This window comes from Mangrovimonas sp. sgz306409 (genome assembly GCF_059735265.1).
Genome location: NZ_JCAPEU010000008.1, coordinates 60,945 through 79,620, shown reverse-complemented (window position 1 = coordinate 79,620; position 18,676 = coordinate 60,945). Strand labels below are relative to the sequence as shown.

Below are 18,676 nucleotides of genomic sequence, written 5' to 3'. Positions count from 1 at the left end.
TATGAAAAATATTTACATCATAGGAATTGGATTGATTGGCGGAAGCATTGCCAAAGACATCAAGCGTTTGACTCCGGATTCGGTGATTCACGGTATTGATCACAATCCAAAACATTTGGAACAGGCCAAGGAATTGGGAATTATAGATGAAAAGTCTACTATGGAAACATTGTCTAAAGCAGATATTGTTATAGTGACTGTCCCTGTGGATGCGACCGTAAAACTTTTGCCTGAAGTCTTGGATTTGGTACATGACGATGCCTTGGTAATTGACGCCGGTTCCACCAAAAATGACATTTGTAAGGTTGTGGAAAATCACCCCAAGCGTAGAAATTTTTTGGCAACCCATCCCATTGCGGGAACCGAGTTTTCTGGACCTTCGGCAGCTATTGAAGGGTTATTTGTAGGGAAAACCAACATTATTTGTGAGGTGGAAAAAACAGCATTCAAATTGCAGGAATTGGCCTTAAATATTTTCAAAATTATGGGCATGAGGATTCGGTATATGAATCCAGAGGCGCACGACAAACACATTGCCTATGTATCGCATTTGTCGCATATCAGTTCTTTTATGTTGGGGAAAACCGTGATTGAAAAGGAAAAAAACGAGCGAGATATTTTTGACTTGGCAGGAAGTGGATTTGAGAGTACGGTGCGTTTGGCTAAAAGTTCACCAGAAATGTGGACCCCAATTTTTAAGCAGAACAAAGTCAATGTCATTGAAACTTTGGAAGAGTATATAGACAACCTCACAAGATTCAAGGAGTTTATGAAGGCAGATGAGTTTGATGAAATTTACAATGAAATGAAAAGTACCAACCATATTAAAGACATATTAAAAGGAATCGTTTAAAACAGAGCATTATGGAAAACAAGAAAGAACTTAGATCGTGGTTAGACAACTTCGGATTGGAGCATCCGTTGGTAATTGCAGGGCCATGTAGTGCGGAAACAGAGGAGCAGTTGTTGAAAATTGCACATGAATTAAAAGATAGTGATGCTACGGTATTGCGAGCGGGAATTTGGAAACCAAGAACTAGACCTGGGAACTTTGAAGGCGTGGGAGCTTTAGGGCTTAAATGGTTGCAAAAAGCCAAGGAAGAAACAGGAATGTTAACCACCACCGAGGTTGCCAATGCCCATCACGTGGATTTGGCCTTGGAGCATGATGTAGACATTTTATGGATTGGAGCCAGAACTACGGTAAGCCCGTTTATAGTTCAGGATATTGCCGATGCCCTTAAGGGAACGGATAAAACGGTGTTGGTAAAAAACCCTGTAAACCCAGACTTGTCATTGTGGTTGGGGGCTGTTGAACGATTCTATACGGCAGATATTAAAAACCTAGGGGTGATTCACAGAGGATTTTCAACCTATGAAAAAACAAACTACAGAAACAATCCTGAATGGCAAATAGCCGTTGATTTACAAAACCGTTTTCCAGATTTGCCACTTATTTTAGATCCTTCGCACATTGCAGGAAGGCGAGACATCATTTTTGATCTTTGCCAGACTGCCTTGGATTTAAATTATGATGGTTTGATGATAGAAACCCATTACGATCCGGATAATGCTTGGAGCGATGCAGCGCAACAAATCACGCCAAAGACCTTGATTCAAATTACCAAAGATTTGAAGATAAGAAAGGAGTTTGACGATGCTGCTGAGTTCAATAATAAAATTAATATGATGCGTACGCAAATTGACCTTATTGACCATCAATTGATTGAAATTTTGGGTAAACGTATGAAGATAGCCGATGATATTGGAGCACTTAAGAAGTCTAAAAACGTGGCGGTATTACAGTCTAAACGATGGAATGAGATTTTAGGTAAAATGATTCTTCAAGGTGAGGAGAAAAATTTAAGCGAGGAATTTATTTTACGTGTATTTAAAGCCATTCACCAAGAGTCCATTAACCATCAGGAAAAGATTATTAATTCTTAGTAGTTTTTGAATAGAATTATTCCTTTTAGTATGAATTAGAAAGACCGCCTTTGGTGGTCTTTTTTGTTGTTTGACAAGCGAATAATTCACATCTTTGTACCGCATGACAGGAATCGTATATAAATCTACAGGAAGTTGGTACACCGTTAAAACAGAGCTCGGTGCATCCTATCAATGTAGGATGAAGGGGAAGTTTAGGATTAAAGGAATCAAGAGTACCAACCCCATCGCCGTTGGTGATGTGGTAGATTTTGAACTGGAGACCAACAATGATGAAACTACAGGAGTTATTCACCATATTAAGGATCGCAAAAACTACATTGTTCGAAAATCGGTAAATCTTTCAAAGCAAACCCATGTCATTGCTGCTAATATTGATGTGGTATTCTTGTTGGTAACCATTGATAATCCGCCAACCTTTACAAGTTTTATCGATCGATTTTTGGTAACTGCCGAAGCCTATTCTGTTCCAACCGTTCTTCTATTCAATAAAATTGACACTTATGATGAAGAAACTTTAAACGAAGTGCGATATTTGGCCCATGTGTATCGGAAAATTGGATATGAATGTATAGGGATTTCAGCAGCTACAGGGAAAAATATCGATAAGGTGAAGTCTTTGATGAAGGACAAGGTGTGTATGTTTGCAGGGCATTCTGGAGTAGGGAAATCAACTTTGGTAAATGCCATTGAACCAACTTTGGATTTAAAGACCAAAGAGATTTCCATGCAACACATGCAGGGGCAACATACAACCACGTTTGCCGAAATGTTCGATTTGGAGTTTGGCGCTAAAATTATCGATACTCCAGGAATTAAAGGGTTTGGAGTGGTGGATATGGACAAAGAAGAGGTGGGAGACTATTTTCCTGAATTTTTTGAACTAAAACAGCATTGTAAATTCAACAACTGTATCCATGTGGATGAACCAAAGTGTGCTGTGAAGGAAGCTTTAGAAAATGATGAAATTGCTTATTCTCGTTATAGAAGTTACCTTCAAATTTTGGAAGGGGAGGATGAGTCTTACCGTACCGACAATTACACCAAGGAATAGTATTTACAACAATGAAAGCAGTTATTCAACGAGTATCACAATCCAGAGTCACTATTGAAGGTGAGCAAGTAGCCAATATTAATACAGGGCTTTTGATATTATTGGGAATTGTAGATGAGGATACTCGAGAGGACATAGACTGGCTTTCCAAGAAGATTGTCAACCTTCGAATTTTTCCAGATGAGAATGAGGTGATGAACAAATCTTTGATTGATGTGGATGGAGATGCCATTGTTGTAAGCCAGTTTACTTTGCATGCCAGTACAAAAAAAGGAAACCGTCCTAGTTATATTAATGCTGCGAAACCAGATATTGCCATTCCATTGTACGAAGCTTTTGTGGCTAAATTTGAAGCCGATTTAGGTAAAACCGTTGAAACGGGAGAGTTTGGTGCCGATATGAAAGTTGCCTTGGTAAATGATGGCCCCGTAACTATTATTATCGATACAAAAGACAAAGTGTAATGGCTTCACTCTTTGGCCATGGAATGCTAGCCTTTACTATTGGTAAAGTTGCCTCCAAAAAAGTGTCAAAATCTTTAATATTTCTAGCAGTTTTGTCAGCCATAATTCCAGACGCTGATGTGTTGGGATTTATGTTGGGGGTTCCATATGAGTCACCTTGGGGACACCGAGGTTTTACACATTCCATGGTATTTGCAATTATTGGGACCTTGTTTCTAACCTTGGCTTTTGGTAAAAAGCAGAAGCCTATTTATGCCATCGTAATTTTATTGAGCACTTTGTCTCATGGTCTTTTGGATGCTTTAACTACTGGCGGCAAGGGGGTGGGCTTTTTTATCCCATTCAACAATCATCGATATTTTTTTCCTTGGAAGGTCATCCAAGTATCACCAATTGGTGTGGAACGCTTTTTTTCAGAATGGGGTGCTAATGTGATAATGAGGGAGTTGCTTTACATTTTTGTGCCGTGTTTTATTGTTTTGATGTTCAATTGGTTAAAGAATAAACGGGCGTAATCTTTATAGATTTCTCCTTTAATTTGGAGAATTTTATTAGATTTAAAGACCAAAAACCAACCCATGACTACCAAAATATTATCCTTTTTAGGGGTGTTCTTCATTGCCTCTATTGTGTATTCACAGCAAGAACTTTATTCAGCCGAAACTATTCCTTCGGAGTTAAAATCTAAGGCTAATGCTGTTATAAGGTATAATGCTCAAAAAATTGAAGTTAAGGCTTATAATGAAATTTTATTTACTCAAAAAAGAATTGTAACTGTTTTAAGTAAAGCTGGAAATTCTGATGTTGATGCAATTTTTCACTATGAAAGAGGTGTTGAAATTAAAAATTTAGAAGTGAAGATTTTTGATGCTTATGGAAAAGAGTTGAAAAAAATTAAAGAGAAGGATTTTCAAGATGTAAGTGCTGTTAATGGAGGAACCTTGTATTCAGATAGTCGAGTAAAATATTTAGACTATACTCCAGTGAGTTATCCATATACAGTGCTTTTGGATGTTGAAATAGAATATAACTCAACTGCATTTTTACCGGGTTGGCGACCCATTGAAGGATACTATGTAAGTACGGAAAACAGTGAGTATGAAATTGTAAATTCTTCGGAAGTTGAAATTAAAATAAAGACTCAAAATTTTGAAAATTATAATATTACAAAGTTAGATGATTTTCATTACAAAGCAATTGGGTTAATGTCTTTAAAGCCTGAATCTTATAGTCCGGCGTTTACAACTTTTGCTCCAGTATTAAAGGCTGCTTTAGTTGAGTTTGACATGGTTGGGGTGAAGGGTGTTAATAATAATTGGTTAGAGTTTGGGAAATGGACTTACGATAAGTTACTAACAGGTACAGACCCCTTGCCGGAAAATGTGAAACAGGAAATAAAAGCATTAACCAATGGAGTGGATGACAAGATAGAGAAGGCAAAGATTGTGTATAAATATGTACAGGACAAAACCCGTTATATAAGTGTGCAAGTTGGTATTGGTGGCTGGAAACCTATGTTAGCTAGTGATGTAGATCGTTTGGGGTATGGGGATTGTAAAGGCTTGTCCAATTATACTAGATCGCTTTTAAAAGAGGTAGGTGTTGAATCTTACTATGCTCTTATCTATGGAGGCAGAGGTATATTAAATATAGACAGGGAATTTTCTGCACAACAAGGTAATCACGCTGTACTTTACATTCCAAATAATGATAGTGGAATTTGGTTGGAATGTACTAGTCAAACAAATCCTTTTGGATTTATTGCTGGTTTTACTGATGATAGAGATGCCTTAATTGTGACCCCAGAAGGAGGGGAAATAATCCATACAACTACATACCCTAAAGAAGAAAGTAAACAGGTTACCAATGCTAATGTGAAAATATTCAATGACGGATCTTTGAAGGGGGAGGTTGCTATTGAAACCCGGGGATATCAGTATGCTTTGCACGAGGGGGTTCAGAATAAAGATCCTAGAGATCAGGATTTGCATTTTAAAAATTATTGGGATTATGTCAATAATTTATCAATTGACGAAATGGAATTTGAAAATAATAAGGACAGTATTCTATTTACTGAAAACATTAAGGTCTCCGCACAAAATTATGCTTCTAAAACAGGAAATCTTTTGTTGGTTAATCCAAATATATTTAATAGAGTAACCCATATACCCACACGATACAGAAATAGAACTTTAGATTTTGAAATTGAAAGGGGCTTTGTTGATATTGATGAGTTTATAATTGAAATTGATGAATCCCTAAGTTTTGAGGCTCTACCGGAAGCTGTAACAATTGAGACTAAGTATGGGGTCTACCAATTTTCAATAATGAAGCTTAATGATCATGAGATACTCTATAAGCGTAACTATAGCTTGAATAAAGGAAATTATCCTAAAGAAGAATATGCCAAATTCAGAGATTTTATCGCTTCTGTGGCAAAGAATGATAAAGCTAAACTAGCATTAACATTAAAACTCTAAAAGGTTATGAAAAAAGTCGTTGTAGCATCGATGATATTATTGTTGAGTACTTCCCAATATGCTCAAAATTATGATTTTGGGAAAGTTTCAAAACAAGAACTTGAAGAGAAAATCTGCCCTCAAGACTCTTCAGCTAATGCTGTAGTGTTATATAAGAATGAAAAAATAAGTTTTGAGTATATCCAAGGGGAAGGATTTATTCAAAATAGGGAAGTCCATGAGCGAATTAAAATTTATAATAAAGAAGGTTTTCATTGGGCAACAAGAAAGGTAAGGCTGTACAATAGGTCTGCAGCGAATTCGGAATCCTTGTCCTCCTTAAAAGGCTATACTTTTAACCTGAATGAAGGTAAGGTTGAAAAAGAGAAGCTTAAAAAAGAAGGTGTTTTCGAAGAGCTAGCCAATAAGTATTGGAAATATGAATCTTTTACCATGCCTAATGTAAAAGAAGGTTGTGTGATCGAATATACTTACAAAATTAAATCACCTTATTTGCAAATTGACGATATTGACTTTCAGTATAATATTCCAATTGTAAAATACGATTTAAAAATTAGTACCCCAGAATATTATATTTATAATAAATTGCTTAACCCTAGGTCTACCTACATTCCTAAACTGAATTTGACAACAGCAAATAATAGCTTTACAATTAATAGTAAAGAGCGGGTAGCTAATGGGGGATGGTCTGCAACCAAAACTGAATTTAGTCAATCTAAGACTGATTATTTGGACAACGTAATAATTTCAAATGAAGAGAATATTCCTGCATTAAAGAGTGAACCTCTGGTGGATAATATTGACAATTACCGAGCAAAGTTAATCTTAGAATTAACGGCTGTAAAGTATCCAAATCAACCATTGGAATCATATTCCTCTACTTGGGAGAAAGTGACCAAAAGGATTTATGATAGTGACGAGTTTGGTGCACAATTAGATAAAACAGGATACTTTGAAGAGGATATTGAAGCCCTGATAGGAGGCGAAACAAATGATGCAAAAAAGATCAGTCTCATCTATGATTATGTGAAAAGAAAAGTAAAGTGGAATGGGTATTATGGGTATAGAACAGACAATGGTGTTCGTAAAGCTTATAAGGAAGGCTCTGGTAATGTAGGCGATATAAATTTAATGTTGGTTTCTATGTTGCGTAGTGCAAATATTAAGGCTAATCCTGTTTTGGTAAGCACAAAGAATCATGGAATTCCTCTTTTTCCGACACGTCAAGGGTTTAATTATGTTATTTGCATGATAGAAGATGCGAATTTTAATGTCTTATTGGATGCTACAAATGCCTATAGTACAACCAATATCTTACCTCTTAGAGCATTGAATTGGCAAGGAAGAGTAATTCGGGAAAATGGAACTTCCGCCTGGATTAATTTACAACCTAAGGAGAAATCAGAGGAAACCGTGCTTTTTAACATTACAATTAATCCTGATTTAACAGTGGAGGGGAAAGTTCGTGAAAACCTTACCAATTATGTTGCTATGCAACATAGGGACAGATACGCTAATGTAAATCAAGACGATTTGATTAAGATGTTCGAGAAAAACAAAGGTGAGATTGTTATTGAAAATCTAGAGCTCAATAATTTGAAAGATGTTGAGAAGCCACTGCAAATTACTTATGAATTTCAATCTAACGATGGTATTGAGGATATTGCAGGGAAGCTTTATTTTTCACCAATGTTATTTTTGGCAGCAGCAGAAAATCCTTTTAAACAAACCAAAAGGAATTACCCTATAATTATGGATTTTCCAGTTTTTACAAAGTATATGGTTAATGTTATGATACCAGAAGGGTATGAGATAGAAACGCTTCCAAAAAACAGTGCCATCGATTTTAATGATGGAACAGCAAAGTTAACTTATATAGTTAGGGAAAATGGTCAATATCTTCAACTTCACATGAATTTCGATGTAAATACTACATTGGTATTGCCTGAAGACTATGAGAATTTTAAAAGCTTTTTTAAATCCAGTTTAGAAAAACATAACGAAAAGGTTGTGCTAAAAAAAATAATCTAATACCCGATTTTTGTGTTGGTAATTAATATAGGAGAGAAGGAGAACTATAAATGCAATACTATTTTTAGTTCAAGTGTTTTTTGAATATGAGTAAGGAGGGTTAATTTCGTTGTATATATTTTATGAAGACTGTAGTTGTAATTTTATTCATGTTTTTGGTATATAATATTTCGTATGCCCAAGACTATGACTTTGGAAAAGTATCAAAAGAAGAATTGGAAGAAAATATGTGCCCACTAGATTCTACAGCAAATGCGGTTGTTCTATTTAAAAATGAGAAAATAAGTTTTGAGTATATTCAAGAAGAGGGATTTGTGCACAACAGGGAAGTTCATGAGCGCATTAAAATATATAATAAAGAAGGGTTTAATTGGGCAACAAAAAAGATTAGGCTCTATAATAGATCTACAGCTAACGCTGAATTTTTATCCTCTTTAAAAGGGTATACTTTTAATCTTATTGGAGGTAAGGTAGAAAAAGACAAGTTAAAAAAGGAGAGTATTTTTGAAGAAATTGCTAATAAATACTGGAAGTACGAATCCTTTACCATGCCAAATGTAAAAGAAGGCTGCGTGATTGAATACTCCTATCAAATAAAATCACCATATTTACAAATAGACGATATTGATTTTCAGTATACCATCCCTATCTTAAAATATGATTTAAAAGTAAGAACTCCAGAATATTATATTTATAATAAATTGCTTAATCCAAAGTCTACTTACATTCCAAAACTTAATTCAACAAAAGTTCATAATAGTTATATTGTTCAAAGTGGGGGAAGATATATCAAGATGACAAAAGGGGTGGCTGGACCTACTAACACGGAGTTTAGTCGGTCTAAGACTGATTATATGGACAATGTCATAACTGCAAATGAGGTATATATTCCTGCCTTAAAAGATGAGCCTTTGGTGGACAATATCGATAATTACAGAGCAAAATTAATTTTGGAATTAACGGCGATTAGTTATCCTGATAAACCGTTAGAGTCTTTTTCTTCTAACTGGGAAAAAGTAACTAAAACTATCTATGATAGTGATGAGTTCGGGGCTCAATTGGATAAAACAGGATATTATGAAGAAGATCTTGAAGCGCTTATAGAAGACGAAACAAATGCTTCGAAAAAGATTGACCTTATTTATAATTATGTAAAAAGAAAGGTTAAATGGAATGGTTATTATGGCTATAAAACAGACAATGGCGTACGCAAAGCTTATAAAGAGGGAGCAGGTAATGTAGGCGATATAAATTTAATTTTGGTGTCCATGCTTAGGAGTTCAGGCATCAAAGCAAATCCTGTTTTGGTAAGCACCAAGAATCATGGGATTCCTCTTTTTCCAACCCGTGATGGTTTTAACTATGTTATTTGCATGATAGAGGATGTGAATTTTAATTTCTTATTGGACGCTACAAGTATTTATAGTACTGCAAATGTACTGCCAACAAGAGCATTGAATTGGCAAGGAAGAGTAATCCGGGAAAATGGAACTTCCGCCTGGATTGATTTGCAGTCTAAAGTGAAATCTGAGAAAACCATACTATTAAACATTACAATGAATCCAGATTTAACAGTTGAAGGAAAAGTTCGTGAAAATCACACCAATTATTTGGCTATGCAGTATCGAAATAGGTATGCCAATGTAAGTCATGACGATTTGATAAAGATGTTTGAGAAGGATAAAGGAGAGATTGTTGTTGAAAATATGGAACTCACCAATCTGAAAAATGTTGAGAAGCCACTGCAAATTACCTACGAATTTCAATCAAACGATGGTGTTGAGGAGGTTGCTGGAAAGCTTTATTTTTCACCAATGTTATTTTGGGCAACATCTGAGAATCCTTTTAAGCAAACTAAGAGGAATTACCCTATAACCATGGATTATCCAATTTTATCAAAGTATATGGTAAATATTATGATCCCTGAAGGATATGAGGTGGAAACACTTCCAGAAAGTAGTGCTGTCCAATTTAATAATGGAGCTGCCAAATTAACTTATGTTGTAAAGGAAAGTGGAAAATATCTTCAACTTCACGTAAGCTTTGATATTAATACTACATTGGTATTACCTGAAGACTATGAAAATTTTAAAAACTTTTTTAAATCTAGTATAGAAAAACACAACGAAAAGGTTGTTCTAAAAAAAATACTATGACACCTAACTTTTAAGAGTTTATTAGTTTGATTCAGGAGGAAGCTTAAAGTACTAGTGCATCCTAAGGTCTGGGTCGGTTTGAATTGTAATTATTAATTCTATTTTTGGATATAATGAAAACTATTGTTGTAATCTTTTTAATATTTATAATAAGCAATAGCTCTATTGCCCAGGAGCAGGATTACGATTTTGGAAAGGTTTCGAAACAACAAGTAGAAGAAAAAATCTACCATCAGGATACTTCTGCAAATGCAGCAATTTTGTACAAAAATGAAAAAATTTGGTTCACTTATTCTCAAGAAGAAGGCTTTGTGCAAATACGAGAAGTACATGAGCGTATTAAGATTTACAATAAGTTAGGGTATGATTGGGCCACAAAAAGAGTAAGATTATACAATAGATCAAATGAAAACAGTGAGGTTTTAACGTCTTTAAAGGGATATACATTTAATGTGGTTGATGGTAAGTTGGTGAAGGACAAGTTGAAAAAAGAAGGAGTATTTCAAGAATTGGTCAATGAATATTGGAAATATGAGTCTTTTACAATGCCCAATGTTAAGGAAGGCAGTGTAATTGAATATACCTATAGAATAAGGTCGCCGTACATGCAAATTGGAGATATTCAATTTCAGTACACTATTCCAATATTAAAATATGATTTAAAAGTGAGCACTCCTCAGTATTTTAATTATAATAAACGATTTAATCCCAAGTCAAAATACGTTCCTGAGTTAGAGTATTCAACCTCAAATGGCATGCTAAATCTTAATACCAAGGATGATACAAATAGAAAGTGGAATAAGGCACCTGCTTTTACCAATTATCATTACTCAAAAGTAGATTATATCAATAATGTGATAATTGCAAGTGAGGTAAATATTCCTGCCTTAAAAGAGGAGCCTATGCTTGATAATATTTACAATTATAGAGCAAAATTAATTTTGGAGCTAAAGAGTATTGAATATCCTGGAGAACCAATAGAGTATTTTGCTTCTACATGGGAAGATGTAACTAAAAATATTTATGACCTTGATAAGTTTGGAGGGCAATTAAATAAAAGTGGCTATTTTAAAGAATATATAGCCAATTTGGTTGAAGAAGGAGCAAGTGAATTTGATAAGATCAATCTCATCCATAATTACGTTAAGTCCAAAGTGAAGTGGAATGGCAATTATGGTTTTGCTGCAGAAAATGGAGTTAGGAAAGCCTATAAAGAAGGTGTGGGTAATGTTGCAGATATCAATTTAATTTTGGTGGCCATGTTAAGGGAAATAGGTATTATGGCTAATCCAGTATTGGTAAGCACTAAAAACAACGGTATCCCATTGTTCCCAACCCGTCAAGGGTTCAACTATGTTATTTGTGTGGTTGAAAATGATGGAGGTTTCGCTTTGATGGATGCTTCAAGTTCTAATGGCGCTATTAATGTTTTACCATCTAGGGCCTTGCATTGGCAAGGAAGAATTGTCAGGGAAAATGGAAGTTCTAATTGGGTGCAATTAAAGAGCAAAGTAATGTCGGAAGAGACTACTTCAGTGAAAGTTCAAATAGAATCAGATTTAAGCATATCAGGAGAGGTGAGGCAGATTCTAACCAATTATATGGCTATGGATTATCGGGATAGGTATGCTGATGCAAAAGCTGATGAGTTGGTAAAGGATTTTGAAAAGGATAAAGGGGATGTTATTATTGAAAATATAGAGTTTAGAGATCTCTCAAACACAGATAAACCTTTCCAAATCTCTTATGATTATCAAATGCAAGGAGGAATTGAAGTAATAGGAGAAACGCTATTACTTAATCCATTGTTATTTTTTGCAGAATCGGAAAATATATTTAAGCAAGAAGAGAGAAGCTATCCAATTACTTTGGATTTCCCAATAAGAAGTAAATATATGATCACCATATTACTTCCTGATGGCTATGAACTTGAATCAATGCCTGAAAAGGGAGGAAGTGACTTTAATAATGGAGAGGCAAAATTTGTTTACGTTATAAATCGTATGGGGAATTATCTTCAGGTACTTGTAAATTTTGATTTAAATACTACTTTAGTGCTACCAGAAGATTATGAATATTTCAAGGACTTTATTGGGTCTTATGTAGAAAAACATAATGAAAAGATTGTACTTAAAAAAATAATATAATGAATATTGAAAATGCCCAAAAGGTAGTTGATAATTGGATCCAAGAGCACGGCGTAAGATATTTTAATGAGCTGACCAATATGGCGCAGCTTACAGAGGAAGTTGGGGAAGTGGCCCGTATTATTGCCAGACGCTATGGGGAGCAGAGTGAAAAGGAAAGTGACAAGGACAAAGATTTGGGTGAAGAGTTGGCCGATGTGGTGTTCGTGGTGCTGTGTTTAGCTAATCAAACTGGGATTGATTTGCAGGCGGCATTCGATAAAAAAATGGACAAAAAAACCAAACGCGACCACGATAGGCACCATAATAATGAAAAATTAAAGTAAATTGCTCAAATAAGTAATTTACAAATCATTGCTATGAATATCCAACTCCGTAAATCGGTTGTTGAACAAACGTCGAGTGTTACCATTACAGGGTCCAAAAGTGAGTCTAATAGACTACTTTTATTGCAGACCTTATTTTCTGAAATTTCAATAGAAAATTTATCAGAGTCTGATGATTCCAAGGTGATGCAAAAAGCCTTGGAATCGCATTCCAATCTCATCGATATCCATCATGCAGGCACTGCCATGCGGTTTCTTACGGCGTATTTTGCCACTAAAGAAGGAAGCGACGTTGTCTTGACAGGGTCTCCAAGAATGAAGGAGCGGCCCATTCAGGTGTTGGTAGATGCTTTGAATGCCTTAGGTGCCGATATTACTTATTTGGAAACAGAAGGTTGCCCGCCTTTAAAAATCAAAGGACAAAAGCTAACCAAATCCAAAGTGAGTTTAAAGGCCAATGTAAGCAGTCAATATATTTCAGCCTTGTTACTTATAGCACCAAATTTGGAAAACGGTTTGGAGTTAACTTTGGAAGGAACCATTACTTCGGTGCCTTACATTAAAATGACTTTGGATTTACTAAATCAAATTGGAGTGGATACCAAATTTGAAGGAAACCTTATTTCTGTCGCTCCTAAAAACTTACCCTTAAAAACAACAAAGTTGACCGTAGAATCCGATTGGTCTTCGGGGTCATATTTTTACAGCATTGTCGCTTTGAGTGCCATTGGTACAGAAATCAAGTTGTCTTCCTATAAAGAACATTCGCTACAAGGGGATTCTGTTCTTGCTGAGATTTATTCGCAATTTGGAGTAACTACAGCTTATAAAGAAAACGAGATTATTCTAAGAAAAGAATCTGAAAACCTAGAACCAAAACAATTCAATCTAGTCAATGCACCCGATATTGCACAAACTATTGCCGTTACCTGTCTAGGTTTGGGAATTGGGTGTGAGCTCACGGGACTTCATACCTTAAAAATTAAGGAAACCGATAGGTTGGTGGCACTTAAAAATGAAATGGAGAAATTTGGGGCAGAGGTGCACATTACTAATGATTCTTTAAAATTGTTTCCAGTTTCAAATTTAAAATCAAATCCTACGGTGGCTACTTATAATGATCATAGAATGGCTATGGCCTTTGCGCCTTTAGCTCTAAAAACAGAGTTGCAGGTTGAAGATGCCATGGTGGTTTCAAAATCCTTTCCAACGTTTTGGGAGGACTTGGCGGCTATTGGATTTCAAATAAACCAATAATAATCTGCCATTTACTTGACAACCCCTATCTTGAGATTGTATATTTGCCACTTCCCATAAAATATAACAAATGAAATTATCAAATTTTAACTTTAAACTTCCAGACGAATTATTGGCAGACCGTCCTTCGGACATTAGAGACGAAGCGCGATTGATGGTTTTGAACAGAAAAGAGCAAACCATCGAGCACAAATTGTTTAAGGATGTTATTGATTACTTCGATGAAGGAGATGTAATGATCCTTAACAATACCAAAGTGTTCCCTGCAAGATTGTATGGAAATAAAGAAAAAACAGGAGCAAGAATTGAAGTATTCCTTTTAAGGGAATTGAATGAAGAGCAACGTCTTTGGGATGTTTTGGTAGATCCTGCAAGAAAAATAAGAATTGGTAACAAGCTGTATTTTGGTGATGACGAAACGTTAGTGGCAGAAGTTATTGACAACACCACTTCAAGAGGGAGAACTTTGCGTTTTCTTTATGATGGATCATATGCCGAATTTAGAAACAAGCTTACCGAATTGGGAGAAACACCACTTCCTAAATACATCAAAAGAGACGTGGAGCCTGAAGATGAAGAGCGTTACCAAACCATTTTTGCGAAAAATGAAGGTGCCGTAGCAGCTCCAACTGCCGGATTGCACTTTTCTAAGCACTTATTAAAGCGTTTGGAAATTAAAGGCATAGAATTGCCGGAAATTACACTTCACGTTGGTTTGGGAACTTTTAATCCAGTTGAGGTTGAAGATTTGTCTAAACACAAAATGGACAGTGAAGAGGTAATTATCGATAAGGCGGCTGTTGATGTAATCAACAAAGGTATTATGAATAAGAGACGCGTTTGTGCAGTTGGAACAACCTCTATGAGAGCTATTGAAAGTTCCGTGTCTTCCAATGGTACCTTGAATGAGTTTACAGGATGGACCAATAAATTCATTTTCCCTCCTTATGATTTTAGCATTGCCAATTGTATGATTACTAACTTCCACACGCCAAAATCGACTTTATTGATGATGGTGTCTGCCTTTGCTGGTCACGATTTCATCAAAAGAGCTTATGAAGAAGCGGTAAAAGAGGAATACAAGTTCTATACTTATGGAGATGCTATGTTGATTTTGTAATCAAAAAAGTAAATCCAAATAATATATACGAACAAAGCCTTGTAATTTACAGGGCTTTGTTGTTTTTGGAAATCCTAAGAATTCTATAAAACTAAATCGAAAAATCGTAAATCGATATTCCTTTCACTATTTTTGCAGCATCTATGGAAGTAAAGAAGAAAGACATACGAGCGCTCACCAAAGAACAATTACGTGATTTTTTTGTGGAGCAGGGAGATAAGGCATTTAGAGGAAACCAAGTGTATGAGTGGCTGTGGAATAAAGGCGCCCATACGTTTGAAGACATGACCAATATTGCCAAGGATACCCGAGCCATGCTGCATGAAAATTTTGTGATCAACCATGTGAAGGTAGACCAAATGCAACGTAGTTCGGATGGAACCATAAAAAATGCAGTAAGACTGCATGACAGTTTGGTAGTAGAGTCGGTGTTGATTCCAACGGCAACCAGAACCACGGCTTGCGTGTCTTCGCAGGTAGGGTGTAGTTTAGATTGCAGGTTTTGTGCTACCGCAAGGCTAAAACGTATGCGTAACTTGAATCCTGATGAAATTTTCGATCAGGTGGTGGCCATTGATAATGAAAGCAAACTTTACTTTGACAGGCCTTTGAGCAATATTGTATTTATGGGCATGGGAGAACCACTCATGAACTACAATAACGTGTTGAAGGCTATTGATAAAATTACTTCTCCGGAAGGATTGGGGATGTCTCCAAGACGTATTACCGTATCCACTTCTGGTGTGCCTAAAATGATTAAAAAAATGGCTGATGATGAGGTGAAATTCAAATTGGCCGTATCCCTTCATTCTGCCATAGATGAAGTGCGCACTTCTATAATGCCCTTTAACGCTACCTTTCCTTTAAAGGATTTACGTGAAGCCCTTGAATATTGGTATGCCAAAACCAAAAACAGAATCACCTATGAGTATGTGGTCTGGGAAGGAATCAATGATACCAGGAAGGATGCTGAGGCCTTGGTACAGTTCTGTAAGTTTGCGCCAAGTAAGGTTAATCTTATAGAGTATAACCCTATCGATGATGGAGAGTTTCAACAGGCGAACCCGAAAGCAATTGATATGTATGTGTCCCTATTGGAGGCTAATCATATAACGGTTACAGTGAGACGTTCTAGAGGTAAGGATATTGACGCAGCCTGCGGACAATTGGCAAATAAGAGTTAAAGATTTTTCTTTCCAAATAAACTTAAAATAGTATTTCACGAGCTTTTTTAGTAGGTTTGTCATTACCTAAATGACTAAATTTTTCTGTTGAAAATAGTAGAGCAAATAAAGCAGCCCATCGCTTACGAAATGGACCTTTTTGAACAAAAGTTTCAACTGTCCATGTCTTCTAAAGTGGCATTGCTCAATAGAATTACTACTTATATTGTTAACAGAAAAGGGAAGCAAATGCGCCCAATGTTCGTCTTCTTGGTGGCGAAAATGGTCAACAATGGCGAAATCAGCGAGCGCACTTATCGTGGTGCTTCGGTTATTGAATTGATCCATACCGCAACTTTGGTGCATGATGATGTGGTGGATGATAGTAATAGACGTCGAGGCTTTTTCTCCGTAAATGCCCTTTGGAAAAACAAGATTGCTGTGTTGATTGGTGATTTCCTGTTGTCTAAAGGTTTGTTGCTTTCCATTGATAATAATGATTTCGATTTGTTGAAAATCATTTCCGTAGCCGTTCGGGAGATGAGTGAAGGAGAGTTGTTGCAAATAGAAAAGGCCCGCCGATTGGACATTACGGAAGCTGTGTATTATGAAATCATTCGTCAGAAAACAGCAACCTTAATTGCGGCCTGTTGTAGTTTGGGTGCTGCTTCGGTAAAACCAAATTCTCCAGAGGTGGAAATCATGCGTAAATTTGGAGAGTTGATTGGGATGGCTTTCCAAATTAAGGACGATTTGTTTGATTATGGAGAAGATGCCATTGGCAAACCTACAGGTATCGATATCAAAGAGCAAAAAATGACCCTTCCGTTGATTCATGTACTCAATAAATGTGATAAGAAGGACAAAAAGTGGTTGATCAATTCCATTAAAAATCACAATAAGGACAAAAAACGTGTTAAGGAAGTCATTAATTTTGTTAAAGATAATGGCGGCCTGGATTATGCCATCGCTAAAATGAAAGAGTTTCAAAAAGAGGCACTTACTTTGTTGGAAACTTACCCCGAATCTGAATTCAAAAGTTCACTAAAACTTATGGTGAACTACGTAATTGACAGAAAAAAATAATTTTTTTCAACCTATAGGCAACCATTGGTTCAATAATTGCGTCTTTGTATATAAAGACCAACACCTTGTAGATTTTGAAAGTCATTCAACTGCATAAAAATACCAAAGAGCTTATCACAAAAGCGGCGAAGGACAATCGCGAGGCGCAACATGTGCTTTATGAAATTCATGCGCCAAAGATGTTAAGCGTATGCAGGTATTACATCAAGGATGTAAAGGATGCGGAAGAAGTGATGTTGAATGGGTTTTTTAAAGCCTTCACCAACATTACATCCTTTAAGAATGAAGGGAGTTTTGAAGGCTGGCTTCGGAGGATCATGGTGAGGGAAGCTATTTCTTTTCTTAGAAAACGAAAATCCTTGGAGTTTCCCACAGAAGAGGAAAGCATGCCGCAAGAGCATGTATATAGTACAACTTCAGGACTTGAAGTAAATGACATTCAGCAGCTCATTGATGAACTTCCTGAAGGGTATAGAATGGTCTTTGTAATGTACGCTATTGAAGGGTATAAGCACCACGAAATAGCTAAGGAATTGGAGATTTCTGAAGGGACGTCAAAATCGCAGTTGTTTAAGGCGAGACAGATGCTTCAGGAAAAATTGAACAGATTAAATAACACAAGTTATGGCGCCAATTAAGTTTGAAAATGACATAAAGGAGACCTTGGAGAAACGTGCCATCCAGCCGTCTCCAGCGTCTTGGGACAAGTTGTCCAGCCGTTTGGATGAAGAAACAGCTAAACACAAACACAGAAATAAAAGATTTTGGTGGATGGGCATTGCCGCCAGTTTGGTTGGAGTCCTTTTGGTAAGCAGCCTTTTCTTTAAAAAGGATAGCATAAACCTAGATACTCCAGTGATTGTTGATGTTGAAGAAGAAATCGCACCCAAGTATAAGGGAGAAACAAAGGTTGCTATAACTGAACTTGAAGTTAAGGAAAGTGTATCTGTTAATAATGAGGAAGAAGTTAATAGAGATTTGATTATATCCGAAATGTCAAAATCAGAAACTGTAGCAAAGGTTACTAACAGTGAGCTTCCTTCCGAAAAGAATGAATTGGAAAATGCCTCGCCTTTAAATGAATCGGCTATAGAACAAAATGTGGCAGTGCAAGACCATAAAGAAGTTTCTGAAAATTTGGAACCACTTGACGTAAAGGTTCAGGATGTCGAGACTCAAATTGCCGAACTGGCAGCCCAAAATTCAGAAGTAACCGATAGAGAAATCGACTCCTTGTTACAACTGGCGGAATTGGAAATTCAACAAAACAGATTATATAAGGAGTCCACAAGAACTGTGGATGCCAATGCACTCTTGGAGAGTGTGGAAATGGATATAGAACACTCTTTTAGAGATAAAGTTTTTAAAGCCTTAAAAGAAAGTTACGTTACCGTGAAAACTGCAGTCACCCAACGTAATCAGTAAATAGTTCCGTGAGGAAATTC

The 18,676-nt window shown here is 36.2% G+C and carries 16 protein-coding genes; all 16 read left to right on the top strand.

Translation table 11 applies throughout. The annotated features are described in order from the left end of the window. The first annotated feature begins 1 nt into the window (after position 1). The gene (locus AC6I5C_RS13800; RefSeq protein WP_497905659.1) at positions 2-853 is read left to right on the top strand and encodes a prephenate dehydrogenase; all 852 of its coding nucleotides are present in this window, start codon (positions 2-4) and stop codon (positions 851-853) included. 11 nt (positions 854-864) lie between these two features. After that, positions 865-1,947 carry a bifunctional 3-deoxy-7-phosphoheptulonate synthase/chorismate mutase type II gene (locus tag AC6I5C_RS13795; protein WP_053978459.1) on the top strand — a complete coding sequence of 361 codons (1,083 nt, stop codon included), beginning with the start codon at positions 865-867 and terminating at the stop codon, positions 1,945-1,947. 103 nt (positions 1,948-2,050) lie between these two features. Then, entirely contained in the window at positions 2,051-3,001 is a 951-nt protein-coding gene (rsgA, locus tag AC6I5C_RS13790) for a ribosome small subunit-dependent GTPase A (RefSeq protein WP_497905658.1), read from the top strand. A gap of 11 nt (positions 3,002-3,012) precedes the next feature. Continuing rightward, positions 3,013-3,465 carry a D-aminoacyl-tRNA deacylase gene (gene dtd, locus AC6I5C_RS13785; protein WP_497905657.1) on the top strand — a complete coding sequence of 151 codons (453 nt, stop codon included), beginning with the start codon at positions 3,013-3,015 and terminating at the stop codon, positions 3,463-3,465. Then, the gene (locus tag AC6I5C_RS13780; protein ID WP_497905656.1) at positions 3,465-3,980 is read left to right on the top strand and encodes a metal-dependent hydrolase; all 516 of its coding nucleotides are present in this window, start codon (positions 3,465-3,467) and stop codon (positions 3,978-3,980) included. Before dtd ends, AC6I5C_RS13780 begins: the two co-directional genes overlap by 1 nt. Before the next feature lie 63 nt (positions 3,981-4,043). Continuing rightward, positions 4,044-5,945 (top strand): DUF3858 domain-containing protein, encoded by a 1,902-nt coding sequence (locus tag AC6I5C_RS13775; RefSeq protein WP_497905655.1) that lies wholly within the window; start codon positions 4,044-4,046, stop codon positions 5,943-5,945. A gap of 6 nt (positions 5,946-5,951) precedes the next feature. After that, complete coding sequence (locus AC6I5C_RS13770) at positions 5,952-7,976, top strand: transglutaminase family protein (RefSeq protein WP_497905654.1); 2,025 nt, start codon at positions 5,952-5,954, stop codon at positions 7,974-7,976. Between the two features lie 122 nt (positions 7,977-8,098). Next, positions 8,099-10,132, top strand: a complete 2,034-nt coding sequence (locus tag AC6I5C_RS13765; RefSeq protein WP_497905653.1) for a transglutaminase family protein — start codon at positions 8,099-8,101, stop codon at positions 10,130-10,132. Between the two features lie 113 nt (positions 10,133-10,245). After that, positions 10,246-12,279 carry a transglutaminase family protein gene (locus AC6I5C_RS13760; protein WP_497905652.1) on the top strand — a complete coding sequence of 678 codons (2,034 nt, stop codon included), beginning with the start codon at positions 10,246-10,248 and terminating at the stop codon, positions 12,277-12,279. After that, positions 12,279-12,605: a nucleotide pyrophosphohydrolase gene (locus tag AC6I5C_RS13755; RefSeq protein ID WP_053978454.1), complete on the top strand. Its 327-nt coding sequence runs from the start codon at positions 12,279-12,281 to the stop codon at positions 12,603-12,605. The genes AC6I5C_RS13760 and AC6I5C_RS13755 overlap by 1 nt, the downstream gene beginning before the upstream one ends. A 33-nt stretch (positions 12,606-12,638) precedes the next feature. Further along, positions 12,639-13,862, top strand: a complete 1,224-nt coding sequence (locus AC6I5C_RS13750) for a 3-phosphoshikimate 1-carboxyvinyltransferase (protein WP_497905651.1) — start codon at positions 12,639-12,641, stop codon at positions 13,860-13,862. Between the two features lie 70 nt (positions 13,863-13,932). Then, positions 13,933-14,982 (top strand): tRNA preQ1(34) S-adenosylmethionine ribosyltransferase-isomerase QueA, encoded by a 1,050-nt coding sequence (queA, locus tag AC6I5C_RS13745; protein WP_497905650.1) that lies wholly within the window; start codon positions 13,933-13,935, stop codon positions 14,980-14,982. A gap of 143 nt (positions 14,983-15,125) precedes the next feature. Further along, the gene (gene rlmN / locus AC6I5C_RS13740; protein ID WP_053978451.1) at positions 15,126-16,166 is read left to right on the top strand and encodes a dual-specificity RNA methyltransferase RlmN; all 1,041 of its coding nucleotides are present in this window, start codon (positions 15,126-15,128) and stop codon (positions 16,164-16,166) included. Between the two features lie 87 nt (positions 16,167-16,253). Then, positions 16,254-17,231 carry a polyprenyl synthetase family protein gene (locus AC6I5C_RS13735; RefSeq protein WP_497905649.1) on the top strand — a complete coding sequence of 326 codons (978 nt, stop codon included), beginning with the start codon at positions 16,254-16,256 and terminating at the stop codon, positions 17,229-17,231. Positions 17,232-17,305: 74 nt separating this feature from the next. Beyond that, positions 17,306-17,869 (top strand): RNA polymerase sigma factor, encoded by a 564-nt coding sequence (locus AC6I5C_RS13730; protein ID WP_497905648.1) that lies wholly within the window; start codon positions 17,306-17,308, stop codon positions 17,867-17,869. Next, positions 17,856-18,656, top strand: coding sequence for a hypothetical protein (locus AC6I5C_RS13725; protein WP_497905647.1), 801 nt, complete (start codon positions 17,856-17,858; stop codon positions 18,654-18,656). The genes AC6I5C_RS13730 and AC6I5C_RS13725 overlap by 14 nt, the downstream gene beginning before the upstream one ends. Positions 18,657-18,676: the final 20 nt, after the last annotated feature.

Excerpts from the sequence above, each read along its gene's own strand:
- AC6I5C_RS13800 (WP_497905659.1), top strand. The coding sequence starts at position 2 with ATGAAAAATATTTACATCATAGGAATTGGATTGATTGGCGGAAGCATT.
- AC6I5C_RS13795 (WP_053978459.1), top strand. The coding sequence starts at position 865 with ATGGAAAACAAGAAAGAACTTAGATCGTGGTTAGACAACTTCGGATTG.
- rsgA (WP_497905658.1), top strand. The coding sequence starts at position 2,051 with ATGACAGGAATCGTATATAAATCTACAGGAAGTTGGTACACCGTTAAA.
- dtd (WP_497905657.1), top strand. The coding sequence starts at position 3,013 with ATGAAAGCAGTTATTCAACGAGTATCACAATCCAGAGTCACTATTGAA.
- AC6I5C_RS13780 (WP_497905656.1), top strand. The coding sequence starts at position 3,465 with ATGGCTTCACTCTTTGGCCATGGAATGCTAGCCTTTACTATTGGTAAA.
- AC6I5C_RS13775 (WP_497905655.1), top strand. The coding sequence starts at position 4,044 with ATGACTACCAAAATATTATCCTTTTTAGGGGTGTTCTTCATTGCCTCT.
- AC6I5C_RS13770 (WP_497905654.1), top strand. The coding sequence starts at position 5,952 with ATGAAAAAAGTCGTTGTAGCATCGATGATATTATTGTTGAGTACTTCC.
- AC6I5C_RS13765 (WP_497905653.1), top strand. The coding sequence starts at position 8,099 with ATGAAGACTGTAGTTGTAATTTTATTCATGTTTTTGGTATATAATATT.
- AC6I5C_RS13760 (WP_497905652.1), top strand. The coding sequence starts at position 10,246 with ATGAAAACTATTGTTGTAATCTTTTTAATATTTATAATAAGCAATAGC.
- AC6I5C_RS13755 (WP_053978454.1), top strand. The coding sequence starts at position 12,279 with ATGAATATTGAAAATGCCCAAAAGGTAGTTGATAATTGGATCCAAGAG.
- AC6I5C_RS13750 (WP_497905651.1), top strand. The coding sequence starts at position 12,639 with ATGAATATCCAACTCCGTAAATCGGTTGTTGAACAAACGTCGAGTGTT.
- queA (WP_497905650.1), top strand. The coding sequence starts at position 13,933 with ATGAAATTATCAAATTTTAACTTTAAACTTCCAGACGAATTATTGGCA.
- rlmN (WP_053978451.1), top strand. The coding sequence starts at position 15,126 with ATGGAAGTAAAGAAGAAAGACATACGAGCGCTCACCAAAGAACAATTA.
- AC6I5C_RS13725 (WP_497905647.1), top strand. The coding sequence starts at position 17,856 with ATGGCGCCAATTAAGTTTGAAAATGACATAAAGGAGACCTTGGAGAAA.